This is a genomic window from Brevibacillus sp. MCWH (genome assembly GCF_013096935.1).
In the GTDB taxonomy this organism is placed as follows: Bacteria; Bacillota; Bacilli; order Brevibacillales; family Brevibacillaceae; genus Brevibacillus; species Brevibacillus aydinogluensis.
Genome location: NZ_SDLF01000012.1, coordinates 18,406 through 31,876 on the forward strand (window position 1 = coordinate 18,406; position 13,471 = coordinate 31,876).

Below are 13,471 nucleotides of genomic sequence, written 5' to 3' on the forward strand. Positions count from 1 at the left end.
CGAACATTATCGTGCCTTGTATCGCTTGGCAGTCGGGTCAATCGGGAACCTGTCTGCCGGTCGTTTCATGCGTTCTTCCTAAGCTTATGCACTGACTTTGTTTTCTGCAACCAGGAAATCGACCGTTTTCCGCGTTTGCACGTCGCGGTACAGGGCAGCCATACCGTCTTGAGCGGTGAAGATTTTGCGCAGTTCATCGGCAGGACGACCGTATACGCCCGCCAGTCTGTTCAGCTCTTCGTTTACATCTTCTTCGGTCGCAGTGATGTTCTCGGCTTTAGCGATCGCTTCCAGGGTCAGCGCGGTGCGCACGCGGGTGGTCGCGTCAGGACGAAGCTGTTCGCGCAGCTGGCTTTCATCGGTGCCGGAGAACTGGTAGTACAGGTCCAGGTTCATGCCTTGGAACTGCAGGCGCTGAGCAAATTCGTTCACCATTTGGTCCAGTTCGTGTTCGATCATGACGTCCGGAATGTCGATTTCGGCGTTTTCAGCCGCCTTCAGCACGAGCTGCTCGCGGGTGTACTGCTCTTTCTCCTGAGCCGCTTTTTCTTCCAGCTTTTTCTTGGTGTCAGCCTTCAGCTCTTCCAGTGTGTCGAACTCGCTCACGTCTTTGGCAAATTCGTCGTCCAGCGCCGGGAGGTTTTTGCGCTTGAGGCCGTTCAGTTTCACCTTGAAGACTGCGTCTTTGCCTGCCAGGCTCGGAGAGTGGTACTGTTCCGGGAAGGTGACGTTGATCTCCTTCTCCTCGCCTACCTTCATGCCCACGATCTGCTCTTCAAAGCCGGCGATGAACGTGCCGGAACCCAGCTCGAGCGTGTAGTTTTCCGCTTTTCCGCCCTCAAAGGCAACGCCGTCCTGGAAGCCTTCGAAGTCAATCACAGCCAGATCGCCGTTTTGTGCCGGGCCTTCTTCCACGACAACCAGCTCGGCGTGGCGCTCTTGCATGCGCTTCAGTTCGGCTTCCACGTCCTCGTCAGTAACGTTGAACTCTTTCGACTCGATCGTCAGGTTTTTGTAGTCGCCCAGTTTCACTTCCGGCTTCACCGTTACGGTCGCCTTGAAGATGAGCGGCTTGCCCTTTTCCATCTGCTCAACATCCACTTCGGGGCGATCAACCGGTTCGATGCCGGTTTCGCGCACAGCTTGTCCGTAAGCGGCAGGGAGCAGGATGTCCAGAGCATCCTGGTAGAGCGCTTCCACGCCAAAACGCGCTTCGAACAGCTTGCGCGGCACTTTTCCTTTGCGGAAGCCCGGAACGCTTACTTTCTTTACGACCTTTTTAAACGCTTGGTCCAATGCCGCATCTACTTGCGCAGCATCTACTTCAACCGTCAGGACCCCCTGGTTATTCTCTAACTTTTCCCATTTTGCTGCCACGTAAACTTCCCCTCCTAGATTGAATCCACAGAACACCGCCCGCAGCATGCAGTCGGTACGAGCGATGCAATTCTAGCCATTATAACCATTTAAGTATAGCACATATTCACCATTTTTCAAGAAGTCAGCGGCGCAGGGAAAACTTCCCCCCCAGCCGCTCCACCGGATTGCCGTGGTGGTCGAAATAGGTAACCTGGACGCGCACTTCCCGCTTTCTCGTCTCAAGCTGTTCCAGGTATGCGTAGGTGGGAACGTCAAAGCTGCGGGGGAGCTGCAGACTACCCGGGTTGAGAAACAGGATGCCCCGTTCGACGCCGCAGACCGGAACGTGGGAATGGCCGAACAGCACGACGTTGGCCCCCGTCTCCTCCGCCCGGTAGTGCAGCCGCATCAGCGAGCTTTTCACCCCGAACAGGTGGCCGTGTGTCTGCAGGATTTTCAGGTCCTTCCACTCGGTAAGCTGTTCCTCGGGAACGTCCCTGTCCACATCGCAGTTGCCCCTGACCAAAATCATGTCGGCGAAGGGGTCCCGCTTCCGGTCGACGCAAAAATCGCCGCAGTGAAAGACCTTCTCCGCCGCGTGGCGTTCCACCGTCTCTTTCACTTCGCGTACCAAGCCGTGCGTGTCGCTGAGGATCAGGATGCCCACTGTACCGCACTCCCTTCTGCCTGTAGTCTGCCGCAAGCCGCTAACCCTGCCGCTTGATTGCCGCCAGCAGATTGCCCATCGCCATGGCCCGGTGGCTGATGCGGTTTTTCTCTTCCGGCGGCAACTGCGCCATGGTCACGCCCTTGTCCGGCAGGTAAAAAACCGGGTCGTATCCGAACCCGTTGGTGCCCTCTGGGGCTTCGGCGATGACGCCCTCACATGTGCCTTGGGCCACCACAGGCTCTTTGCCCGGTTCCGCCAGGACGAGCACGCAGCGGAAACGTGCCGTCCGCTGCTGTGCCGGCACGCCGCGCAGTTCATCCAGCAGCTTTCGCCAATTTTGCTCATCGCTGGCGTGTTCACCGGCGTAGCGGGCGGAATAGACGCCGGGACGTCCCCCCAGAGCGTCCACCTCCAGGCCGGAGTCGTCGCCCACAGCCGGCATGTTCAGGTATGTAGCAATGGTCGTCGCTTTTTTCAAGGCGTTGGCTTCAAACGTATCGCCGTCCTCCACCACTTCCGGCACGCCTTCAAACGCGTCCAGGCTGATGCCTTCCCAGCCCAATTCGGCAAACAGGCTGTTGAATTCCTTTACCTTTCCCTTGTTTCGCGTTGCCAGCACCACTTTTTTTCGCTCAGACATGACTCTTCTCCGCCACCGTTTCCTGATCGTTTTCGTTGTCGTCTGCAAACCTCAGCGGTACGTCGGCCAACGCTTCCTTCTGCGCGGCAATCAGGCCGTCGATGCCTTTTTTTGCCAGGTCAAGCAGTTCATGAAGCTGTTCGCCGGTAAACGGCGCTTCTTCGCCCGTGCCCTGCAGTTCGACAAATTTGCCCTGACCGGTCATGACGATGTTCATGTCCACCGTCGCCGTCGAATCTTCCTTGTAATTGAGGTCGAGCATCGGTTCGCCGTCGATGATACCGACCGAGGTCGCCGCCAGAAAATCGCGCAGCGGCAGCTGCTTCAAGGTGCCGGCTTCCACCAGCTTCTGCATCGCATCCACCATCGCCACAAACGCGCCAGTGATTGCTGCCGTCCGGGTACCGCCGTCGGCCTGGATCACGTCGCAATCCAGCCAGATGGTGCGCTCCCCCATCGCTTCCAACTGAACGACCGAGCGCAGCGCACGTCCGATCAGCCGCTGAATTTCCATGGTTCGTCCGCCCACTTTGCCTTTGGACGATTCCCGTGGATTGCGTGACTCCGTGGCCCGAGGAAGCATGGAGTATTCGGCTGTAATCCACCCTTTTCCGCCTCCGCGCATGAACGGCGGCACGCGATCCTCCAATGTCGCCGTACAAATTACCTTGGTGTCTCCTACTTCGATTAGACAAGAACCTTCCGCGTGTTTGATGTAATTGCGCGTAATCTTGACTGGGCGCAATTGGTCACGGTCACGGCCATCAAGTCTCATTCCATGTTTCCTCCTAGCTTGCTATCGTCAACTCCGCTCATTATACCAGACTGAAGAAACCCTCTGCCACTCCGCAACCCCCTGCAACGCATTTCCGAAGCTGCGGAAAAATCCGCTGCCGAAAGCCCAAAGAAAAATCCATCCGTTCGGCGGGAACGAAACTCCGGCAAAGAGGGGTCTTGCGCACACACACAAATTTGACTAACATCTAATTAGATAATTAACTAATTAATGGTGATTCTTATGACGTCCTCCCTGCTTTTGCGTCAAGCCAATTTTCGCAGGCTGCTGCTTGCCAACTTTCTCAGCGGAGTCGGGGATTGGTTCAACAGCGTCGCCGTCCTGAGCCTGCTGTTGGAGATCACCGGCACGGCCATGGCCGTAGGCATTACACTGGCGCTCCGCACCTTGCCCTACCTGGTGTTCGGGCCGCTCGGCGGGTTGCTGGCCGACCGCTTCAACCGCAAAGCCGTCATGATCGCCTGCGACCTGGTGCGGGCGGTGATCGCCCTCTGCTTCCTGTTCGTCTCCTCTGCTGACGACGTCTGGATCGTCTACGCCGGAACGTTTGCCCTCGTCGCCTTCTCCGCGCTGTACAACCCGGCGAGGATCTCCCTGATCCCGGACGTCGTCGAACGCGATCAGCTCCTCTCGGCCAATGCGCTGGAGGAAAGCGTGTTCGGGATCGTGATGGCGGCCGGATCGCTGGTCGGCGGCGTCTTTGCCGCCTATTGGGGGACGGATGCAGCGTTCGTCTGCAACTCGCTTTCCTTTGTGCTGTCCGCGGCGCTGATTCTGCGGATTTCCCTCCCCCCGCGATCAAGCGGTGTCCGACGCGAAGCGGACAAGGAGGAGCGCAAAGCGAACGAACCGTCCTACCGTGACCTGTTTTCGCTGATCCGCCAAACTCCCCTGGTCCTGTACACCCTGCTGATGACGACCTTGTGGCTGGTCGGGGGAGGCATTCTCAACGTGCTGATCAGCGTCTACGCCTACCAGGTGTTTGCGGCCGGCAAAAGCGGAGTCGGTCTCCTCTACGGCGCGATCGGACTCGGTTTCATCGTCGGCGGGGTTGCGGCCGATCTGCTGAAACGGCGGCCTTACCACATGGCTTCCTGCAGTTTCGCCGTCGAAGGCTTCGCCCACGTGCTGACCAGCTTCGCTCCCACCATTTACCTGGCGGCTGCCTGCTACGCCCTCTCCACCGTCGCCGGGGGGATGGGCAACGCCAGTCTGCGCACGCTCCTGATGCGGCATCTCGACAAAGCGTACCACGGCCGTGTGTTCGCTCTCGAATCGACCATCTCCAGCGTGCTCATCGGCCTCTCGATGCTCGTCGGCGGATGGCTGCTCACCGTCTTTGAACCGCGGCTGCTCGGTTTTGCCGCCGGGCTGCTGATCACCCTCTGCTCGCTGATCCTCGGCGTCTTGATCTTGCAGGCCTCCCGGGCAGCCGATAGCGCCGCCCCGGCTCAACCGGACTGACAGAACTGCCGCAAGCAAAAAACCACGCCTGCCGATTCGGGCGTGGATTCGTGCGCGCTGTCAAAACTGCATCGTGTTGATGTGGACGGGGCGGGCGACCGGCTTGGTGAAATCGTACGTTCCGCTGGTGAGCGGCTTGCCTTCCACCAGCAGTTGAACCTGTTTGGCCCCTGTGCTCTCGGTCAGCGAGAGAACCAGCGACTCCAGCGCATCCGGATTGGCTTCCCTGCCGCTGTCGTATCTGAGGATGTCGCTGCTCAGATCGACGGTAACGAGGTCATTCTCCTGCTTTACATCCAGCACCCGGGTGGTGCGCAGGAGCGAACTGAACAGCGGCGAATTGTCACTCGGTCCTTTGATCAGCTCCTCTACCGCCGCTTTGGCCACGTTCTGCGTCTCCGGTATCAGCCGGGTGACCGGTACGAAATAGGAGCGCTTGTCATCCAATTGTCCCTGGAAATAGACCGTAACCGCCGTGGTTCGACCGGGAACGGCCCCTTCCGCCAGCTCCAGGTTGATCCCGAGGTTGCGGTCCAGGGTGGACGAGATCGGTGTGCTGCCCACCGGCATTTCGGTAAGCGGCGTGCCGTTTACCCAGATCTGCACCCTTTTGACGTTGGGAAACTCGGTTAGTGCCCGGGTCACTGCGTCCAGAATCTGCTTTTCGTTCTTGCTGTCGTACTTTTTGAACTCCGGGGAAAAGTCCACTGTCGCCAAACCGTCCTTGATAACCAGTCCTTTTACCTCCGTCCCTTCAGGAAGCACCGCGGAAAAGCCGTTGGGGAGCATGTTTTCCACCGGCCCGCCTTTGACCATGTAGGTCAGCACCTGTTTCGCCACCCCTTCTGTTTTTGGCAGGGTCAGCGTAAACGGCACTACATACCCGTTGGCATCCAGCAAGTAGACGGTGCGGTCGACTGACTCTGTGACCGCGGCCTCCGTCCCATCGGCTGAGCCTTCCGCCGCCGGCAGACCGTTGGGTGTATTCTGGGCGGCTTCCGACTGCGGCGGAGGTGCATCAATGCTGGTGGCTTTCTTTTCCGGTCCGAACAGTCCGCACCCCGACAGCAGCAGTGCGCTGACCCCAAGCACGGCGGTGATTGTGCCGATGCGATGTATCTTCATCATTACCCAGCCTCCTCCAGACACTTTGTACTATCATGTATACGAGCAGGGCTTGTGTTTATGCGTTGAATTGTCCGAAACAGAACCAAAGCGAAAAGCGGCGCCATGATTGGCGCCGCTTCAGCGTGTAGACAAAGTCCGCGGCGCATGGGAGATCGGCCCCGCTCGCTCGCTTGACGCCCAGCAAAGAAGCGGATGAAGTCCGCTCCAAAACGAGACGCGGGCAGGGGACAAACATCTGGGTATTTCGAGGAAGTGAGACTTGTGTCCCCTGTTGGTCCCCGCGTCTTCGTTTTTCCGCTGAGCCGGTCGTCAAAGGAGCTCGCTTGGCCCATCCCTCCATGCGATGCCCATTGTCTTCCGCTTCGGTTGATGAATGGGCAGGCCTTCCGGCCTGGAAATCATTTTTTGTGGACGCTAACTCAATGAACCGTTTGTCTTCAGTCTGAAGCGGCGCCATGATTGGCGCCGCTTTCTTGCCTCTTTCTTATGGTTGATACGACTCCTCCAACGATCTATGCTCCACCTTCACCCGACGGCCCAGCCACTCCTCCGCGATGGAGCGGAAATTGTCGGCGCCGCCGCTGGTGAAGAACAGATGGTCGGGAGCCGCAGACGTTTTGTCCGCTCTCGCAATCGAGGCATGCCGGGTCAATTCCCGCGCGGTTTCTTCCGCAGAACTGATCAAGGTGACGGACGGCCCCATCACGTCCTGAATGACAGGGGCCAGCAGCGGGTAATGGGTGCAGCCCAGAATCAGTGTGTCCAATTCTTCCCGGATCAATGGCTCCAGCGTACGGGCCACTACCTGGCGCGCTTCCGCTGTATGCTGCTGATGGTGTTCCACCAGCGGAACAAACGCTGGACAGGCGAGCCCAGCCACATACGTCTCCGGCCGCAGCCGCAGCAGGGCTTGCTCGTACGCGCGGGTGCGGATCGTCGTCTCTGTCCCAATCACACCAATCCGGCCGTTTTTCGTGGCCCGCACCGCCGCTCGCGCTCCCGGCTCAATCACACCGATGACCGGCAGCGGCAGGAGCTGCTGCGCCTCCTTGAGGACGACTGCTGTCGCGGTGTTGCAGGCCACAACCAGAGCCTTTACGGGATATCGGGTGACAAACTCAATCAGTTGAAAACTGCAGGCGCGTATCTCTTCCGGCGACTTGGAGCCGTACGGGCATCGGGCATTGTCGCCGAAGTACAGAATCCGTTCGTCGGGCAGCTGCCGCATTACTTCTTTCGCTACCGTCAGGCCTCCCACTCCTGAGTCGATAATGGCAATTGCTCGTTGGTCGCTCATCTGTGTGTCTCCCCTGTTGTAATGTCCATCTCCCAGCATACCACTTTTTGCGTTCGTGGTATAACCATATGCGATCCGCCGGTGCCACGTACTCCGCACATGCCGCACCATCCCTGGGCGCTTTTCATACGCTGAAATAGATAAGCGAGAAAAGGAGGAATCGCGTTGGAAGAACAGATCAAACACCTCGTCCACTGGAGCCAGTGGGGCACTCAGTGGATTGAGCACCTGCGAAAATCAATGCAGCTCGGCCGGGAGCTTGAGCGCCACCTGCACAAGTTTGACGAAGCGTTTACGCTGATCGGCCGCAAAGCGGCACAGATAAAGAAATCCTCTCACCACGAGGCCGTTCCCGCGCTCGTTGCCAAGGCGGAAGAGGTGCAAAAGCAGTTTCACCAGTTCCTCCGCCTGATCCAATACAACGAACAGGAACAGCCGGAGACCATGAAAGCAGCCTTTTCCTCATCCCGTCAACCGGTTCCCGTCGCCCGCCCCGTACCCGTCGGACGCCATACGCTGCCTCCCCTGCCGTACGCCTACGACGCCCTGGAGCCGTACATTGACGAGACGACCATGCGCATCCACCATGACAAACTGCACCGCAAATACGTGGAAGACCTGAACAAGGCCGAACTGAAGCTGGCGGAGGCGCGAGCCAAAAACGACTTTGCCCTGATCCGCCACTGGGAGCGGGAACTGGCCTTTAACGGCGCCGGCCACTACCTGCACACGATCTTCTGGCAGGTCATGCACCCGGATGGCGGCGGTGAACCGCAAGGCGATCTGGCCGAGTACATCCAGCGCTACTTCGGCTCGTTTGACGCCTTCAAGGCCCAGTTCACGCAAGCCGCCATACAAGTGGAGGGGCCAGGCTGGGCAATCCTCGTCTGGTCGCCGCGAGCACAGCACCTGGAAATCCTCCAGGCGGAAAAGCACCAGAACCTCTCTCAGTGGGACGTCGTACCCCTGCTGGTGCTGGACGTCTGGGAACACAGCTACTTCCTGCAATACCAAAATCAACGGGACAAGTATGTCAACAACTGGTGGAATGTCGTCAACTGGCGGGCTGTCGAGGAGCGCTTTCAGCAGGCGAGACGTCTGCGCTGGCAACCGTATTGAGGCACAAACCGTACCGAGACACAACAATCCATCCCTCCTCTGCCGGAAGGGGCGACGTGTTTTATGAGCGAATTAACTCAATCGTAAATGAGTTGCTCATCTTCCGGCAAAAGGACGTGAATGTAATGCTCGCAGTCGCCATGCTTTTCCTGATCATTGTGTCAGCAGCCGCTCTGGCAGCAGGTCTGTCCCCAGCCGGCGAAGCGCTTCTGACGATCATTAACCGGAGTTTCCTGGCCGGACTCTCCCTGCTTGTCCTCGGCTGTATCTCCTTGGTTGTCCGCTCTGGATTCTTTACCGTGTTTGGCGCCGGCTTTAAACGGTTGAAAACGTTTTTCTTCCGCCGTCCTCGCGTGCTGGAGAGCGACTGGCACAACATGGTTGACACCGTTTTTGCCCAAAAAAAAGAGACGTTCTTCCGAATCGGAACGTCTCTTCTGCTTTGGAGCGGAGCCGCCCTGATTGTCTTTTCCGTCGCGATGCTCGTTTGGCACTACCGCTAGTCCGCGCACAGATGGCAGGTCGCCCCATGGCCTGTCCGCACTTGCCTCCGCGCAGTCTCCTCGATGGAAAGCGCCGCCGAGCATCTTTGCTCCCGGAAAGCGCCCTGTCATTCTGTCTGCCTCCCGGCCGCGACCAGTTCCTCGATGCGCGGGGCGCGCGGGTCATGCAGCCAGCAGGCAGCCTGATGACTTCCACCAAACACGGCAGGCTCCGGCATCTGCCGGTCGCAGATTTCCATGGCAAATTCGCAGCGGGGCGCAAACGGGCAGCCTTTGGGCGGATGCAGCAGATCAGGCGGCGCCCCCTCGATCGGCACCAGCCGCTGCTTTTCCCCGTCCAGCCGGGGCAGGGAGCGCATTAGTCCCCAGGTATAGGGATGGCGGGGATGGGAGAAGACGTCCTGCACGCTGCCGGTCTCCACGACCACGCCGGCATACATGACCACCATCCGGTGGGCGATTGCCGCCACCACACCCAGGTCGTGGGTGATAATCAGCACGGACAACCTTTGTTCCTTCTGCAGCCGCTTTAGCAGATCGAGAATCTGGGCCTGAATCGTCACGTCCAATGCGGTGGTCGGTTCGTCGGCGATCACCAGCTTCGGCTGGCATGCCAGGGCGATGGCGATGACCACACGCTGCCGCATCCCGCCGCTGAATTGGTGTGGAAACTGGTCGACCCGCTTCTCCGGGTCGGGGATCCCCACCATGCGCAGCAGCTCAATCGCCCGCTTATGCGCCTCTTCCCGCGAGACCCGATGATGCCGGACGATTCCCTCCGCGATCTGTCTTCCCACTTTCATTGTCGGATTGAGCGCCGTCATCGGGTCCTGAAAGACCATGCTGATCTGCGCGCCGCGAATCTCCAACTGCTCTTTTTTGCTCATCGCCGTAATCTCTTTTCCTTCAAAGACGATCCGGCCATCGACAATCCGGCCGTGCGGGGCGGGGACCAGGCCCATGATCGCCTGGGCCGTGACGCTTTTGCCGCAGCCGCTCTCACCGACGACCGCCACTGTCTCTCCCTTGTCCACATGGAAGGAGACACCGCGTACCGCCTGTACTTCCCCTTCATACGTCTTGAAGTGTACTTTCAAATTGTCGATGGTCAGCAAATGTTGTTCGGCCATCGCAGTTCCCCCCTTTTTCTTACTCGCGCAGACGCGGATCAAGCGCATCCTGCAGACCATCGCCAAACACGTTGAAGGCAAACATCGTCAGCGAGATCATCAGTGCCGGGAAAAAGAGCCGCCACCAGTCGCCGGTGAGGATGACCCCAAGCGCGTCGTTGGTCATCGTTCCCCAACTGGCTACCGGTGCCTGTACGCCCAGGCCGAGAAAGCTGAGGAATGACTCGGCAAAGATCGCCGACGGGATGGTAAACGTCAGGTTGACAATGATCACGCCAAACGTGTTGGGGATCAGATGTTTGAACAAAATGCGGGGAAAATTTGCCCCGAGCACCTGAGCGGCGAGGATGAACTCCTGGTTTTTCAACTGCAGGATTTGCCCCCGCACCAGACGGGCCATTCCCACCCACCCCGTCGCAGACAATGCGATGATGATCGTCAACATGCCCGGCTCCATCACGACCATCAGCAGGATGACGACCAAAAGGTAAGGGAGTCCGTACAGTACTTCGATCAACCGCATGATCACGTTGTCAATCCGATCCCCCCGCTTGCCCCTGCCTGCCATGTACCCGGCGATGCCGCCGACGGTCACGCCAATGATCAGGTCGATCAGCGCCGCCACCACCCCGATCGTCAGTGAGATTCGGGCGCCGTACCAGGTGCGGGCAAACATGTCCCGGCCCAAATCGTCTGTCCCGAACCAGTGCTCATCGGAAATCGGCTTGTTTTTCATTAACAGATTTTGGTCGGAATAGCTGTACGGGACGAGATGCGGCCCGATGATCGACATCGCGACCAGCGCGACGATGATGACGAAGCCCAGCATCGCCAGCTTGTTTTTCACGAGCTTGCGAATCACCAGTTGGGCGTTGCTCAGGCTCGGGCGGGCAGATGCTGCGTCAGCCTGCTTACGTTTGACCAGCGGGCGAAACAGGGGATCGACTTTTTGTTCCATCGCCACTTCCTATCCCTCCTTGTTGCTCAATTTGATCCGCGGGTCGATCAGGGTGTACGCCACGTCGATCAGAAAGATGGTCACTATCAGAATGGAGCTGTAAAAAACAGTCGTTCCCAAAATGACTGGATAATCGCGGTTGAAGATGCCGTCGACAAAGTATTTGCCAATCCCGGGAATGGCAAAGATTTTTTCCACGACGAACGTACCGGTGATCAGCGATGCAATCAGCGGCCCCAGGAACGTAACTACCGGCAGGATCGCATTGCGGATTCCGTGTTTGACCACGACTGCCCAGGTGGGAATCCCTTTCGCCTCTGCGGTGCGGATGTAGTTTTGGTTCATCACTTCAATCATGCTGGCGCGCATGTAGCGGGTAATGATCGCCAACGGACCGAACGCCAGCGCCAGCGACGGCAGCACCGTATGCAGCCAGGTCCCCCAGGTGGCGACGGGAAAGATTGGCCACTTGATTGCAAAATAGTTGATCAGCAGCGGGGCCATGATGAAGCTGGGGATTGCCACGCCGAGGACAGCCAGGGCCATCGCCCCGTAATCGATCCAATTGCCGCGGTTGAGTGCGGCAACAATGCCGAAGAAAATGCCGAACACCAGCGCAATCGCGACCGCCTGCATGCCCAGCAAGGCCGATGCGCCAAATCCGTCCGCGATCATATCGTTGACACCACGTGTATCAGATTTGATGGAAGGCCCCAAATCCAACATCATCAGATTTTTCAGATAAATAACGTATTGAATCGGCAGCGGCTCGTCCAAATGGTATTTGGCTCGCAGATTAGCGCGGATCTGCTCCGGCAGTTGATCCGAATCGGAAGCGAACGGATCGCCGGGAATCGCATGCATCAGCAAAAAGGTCAGCGTCACGATGATCCACAGCGTCAAGAGCATCATCAGGACGCGCTTTGCCAAGTAATGGAACATGCGTGCTCCTCCTTCTCTATTTGGCCAACTCGTACATCGCCTGGGCGTAGATCGCCATCGCCTGAAGCAGATCGTCAATCTCCGCATACTCGTCCGCGAGGTGGGCCGTCGACTCTTTCCCGGGGAACACTGGGCCAAATGCCACGCCGGCTTTCAGCGTCTTGGCATAAGTGGCGCCGCCGGAAGCGAGCAGGCGAGCGGGGGCGCCGGTATGCTGCTCATACACGCGGGAAAGCGTCCGGATGACGGGATGGTCCGCTGGCACGTAGTGGGACTTGGAGGTGCGCACGCTTGACAACATCCAGCCTAGCTCCTGGATGCGCGCCATCAGCCGCTCCACGTACGGCTCCGGTGCCAAGGTGGCGGGATAGCGGATGTTCAGCCGGACAAGCCCTCCCTCGCTCCTGGTGTAGCGAAGGATGCCTGCGTTGACGGTCAGCGCTCCGCTCACCTCGTCCTGACATGCTACGTTCAGCCGTTCACCGTAGTGGTCTTCGTGCAAAACCTCTGCGAGGAAGCGGAGAAACAGGCGATCGGTACCGGCAAACGGGTAGTCGTACAAAAAACGTGCCAGCAGCGTTCCGGCGTTGACTCCATTGAATGGCTCCATGCCGTGAGCCGGCTTGCCGTCGAGTTGAAACGCCAACACGTCAGGCGCTCTTGGCTCCAGCCGTCCCGTCACACCACTGGCAAGGAGAAACGCGTTCCAGCGTTCGGTCACAGCAGCCGCGGCTGATTTCGCCTCCGCTCCCGCCGGTACCATCACCGAGGCAGTCGCTTTATCCGGCACGCTGTTGCCTTGATCACCGGAGGCAAACGACAGCAGCTGCCAACCTTCGTCCGCCGCGGCCCCTGGCTGTGCAGCCAGCATCAGTGTCGGATTGATCTGCCCCTTTTCGGCGTGGATGATCGGAAACGATGCGTCCGGTGAAAAGCCGATCTCCGGAAGCACCTCCCGTTCGGCGTAGTGCTTCATGCACAACCAGCCGCTCTCCTCGTCAGTGCCGATAATCAGGCGCACGCGTTTGGTGAGCGGCAGACCCGACTGCTTGAGCAGCCTCAGCGCGAAAAAGGCGGCCAGCGCCGGCCCCTTGTTGTCGATGGCGCCGCGGGCGTAGATTTTACCGTCGCGGATGTGCGGCTCGAACGGCGGTGTCGTCCATCCTTCACCAACAGTGACTACGTCGACGTGGACGAGCACTCCCACTTCCTCTTCGCCCTCTCCGTGTTCCACGTATCCGGCGTAACCCTCCAGGTTTTTCACCGCAAAGCCGTCTGATCGCCCCAACTCCAGCATGAAGTTCAGGGCCTGCGCCACTCCGTCGCCGAACGGTTTGCCCGGACCGGCGGTCGACATATCCTCGATGCTGTTAATCCTCAGAAAAGACTGCAGCGTTTCCAAATAGGCTTCGCGCTGTGCCAAAGCCTTCTGCTTCCAATATTCGAAGTGACCGCTCATCTTACT

13 protein-coding genes are annotated in these 13,471 nt (G+C 58.7%); 3 read left to right on the forward strand and 10 right to left on the reverse strand.

Annotated features, from left to right (window positions below):
• Positions 1-84: 84 nt before the first annotated feature.
• The 4 genes from tig to rph all read right to left on the reverse strand — a co-directional run bounded on the left by tig (position 85) and on the right by rph (position 3,444).
• Complete coding sequence (tig, locus tag ETC00_RS12225) at positions 85-1,377, reverse strand: trigger factor (protein WP_171566363.1); 1,293 nt, start codon at positions 1,375-1,377, stop codon at positions 85-87.
• A gap of 124 nt (positions 1,378-1,501) precedes the next feature.
• Complete coding sequence (locus tag ETC00_RS12230; protein ID WP_171566364.1) at positions 1,502-2,026, reverse strand: metallophosphoesterase family protein; 525 nt, start codon at positions 2,024-2,026, stop codon at positions 1,502-1,504.
• 40 nt (positions 2,027-2,066) lie between these two features.
• Positions 2,067-2,669 carry an XTP/dITP diphosphatase gene (locus tag ETC00_RS12235; protein ID WP_171566365.1) on the reverse strand — a complete coding sequence of 201 codons (603 nt, stop codon included), beginning with the start codon at positions 2,667-2,669 and terminating at the stop codon, positions 2,067-2,069.
• Positions 2,662-3,444, reverse strand: coding sequence for a ribonuclease PH (gene rph, locus ETC00_RS12240; RefSeq protein ID WP_171566366.1), 783 nt, complete (start codon positions 3,442-3,444; stop codon positions 2,662-2,664). The genes ETC00_RS12235 and rph overlap by 8 nt, the downstream gene beginning before the upstream one ends.
• A 243-nt stretch (positions 3,445-3,687) precedes the next feature.
• Here rph and ETC00_RS12245 point away from each other — a divergent pair, with 243 nt between their 5' ends.
• Positions 3,688-4,929 (forward strand): MFS transporter, encoded by a 1,242-nt coding sequence (locus tag ETC00_RS12245; protein WP_171566367.1) that lies wholly within the window; start codon positions 3,688-3,690, stop codon positions 4,927-4,929.
• Positions 4,930-4,989: 60 nt separating this feature from the next.
• Here the strand turns inward: ETC00_RS12245 and ETC00_RS12250 are convergent, their stop codons facing one another.
• Together ETC00_RS12250 and racE are read right to left on the reverse strand one after the other, a co-directional pair.
• Entirely contained in the window at positions 4,990-6,054 is a 1,065-nt protein-coding gene (locus ETC00_RS12250) for a GerMN domain-containing protein (protein ID WP_171566450.1), read from the reverse strand.
• A gap of 487 nt (positions 6,055-6,541) precedes the next feature.
• Positions 6,542-7,354 carry a glutamate racemase gene (racE, locus tag ETC00_RS12255; protein ID WP_171566368.1) on the reverse strand — a complete coding sequence of 271 codons (813 nt, stop codon included), beginning with the start codon at positions 7,352-7,354 and terminating at the stop codon, positions 6,542-6,544.
• A 165-nt stretch (positions 7,355-7,519) separates the two neighbouring features.
• On the opposite strand from racE, the gene ETC00_RS12260 reads away from it, so the two are divergent.
• Positions 7,520-8,473 (forward strand): superoxide dismutase, encoded by a 954-nt coding sequence (locus tag ETC00_RS12260; RefSeq protein WP_171566369.1) that lies wholly within the window; start codon positions 7,520-7,522, stop codon positions 8,471-8,473.
• Positions 8,474-8,598: 125 nt separating this feature from the next.
• Entirely contained in the window at positions 8,599-8,976 is a 378-nt protein-coding gene (locus ETC00_RS12265) for a DUF3899 domain-containing protein (RefSeq protein ID WP_171566370.1), read from the forward strand.
• Positions 8,977-9,083: 107 nt separating this feature from the next.
• Here ETC00_RS12265 and ETC00_RS12270 read toward each other — a convergent pair whose 3' ends face one another.
• From ETC00_RS12270 to pepV, 4 genes are read right to left on the reverse strand one after another with little or no spacing between them, the layout of a single operon-like run.
• Complete coding sequence (locus tag ETC00_RS12270) at positions 9,084-10,106, reverse strand: ABC transporter ATP-binding protein (protein WP_171566371.1); 1,023 nt, start codon at positions 10,104-10,106, stop codon at positions 9,084-9,086.
• A 19-nt stretch (positions 10,107-10,125) separates the two neighbouring features.
• Positions 10,126-11,064, reverse strand: coding sequence for an ABC transporter permease (locus tag ETC00_RS12275; protein WP_171566451.1), 939 nt, complete (start codon positions 11,062-11,064; stop codon positions 10,126-10,128).
• Positions 11,065-11,073: 9 nt separating this feature from the next.
• Positions 11,074-12,006: an ABC transporter permease gene (locus tag ETC00_RS12280; RefSeq protein WP_171566372.1), complete on the reverse strand. Its 933-nt coding sequence runs from the start codon at positions 12,004-12,006 to the stop codon at positions 11,074-11,076.
• A gap of 16 nt (positions 12,007-12,022) precedes the next feature.
• Positions 12,023-13,465 (reverse strand): dipeptidase PepV, encoded by a 1,443-nt coding sequence (gene pepV / locus ETC00_RS12285; RefSeq protein ID WP_171566373.1) that lies wholly within the window; start codon positions 13,463-13,465, stop codon positions 12,023-12,025.
• Positions 13,466-13,471 lie beyond the last annotated feature (6 nt).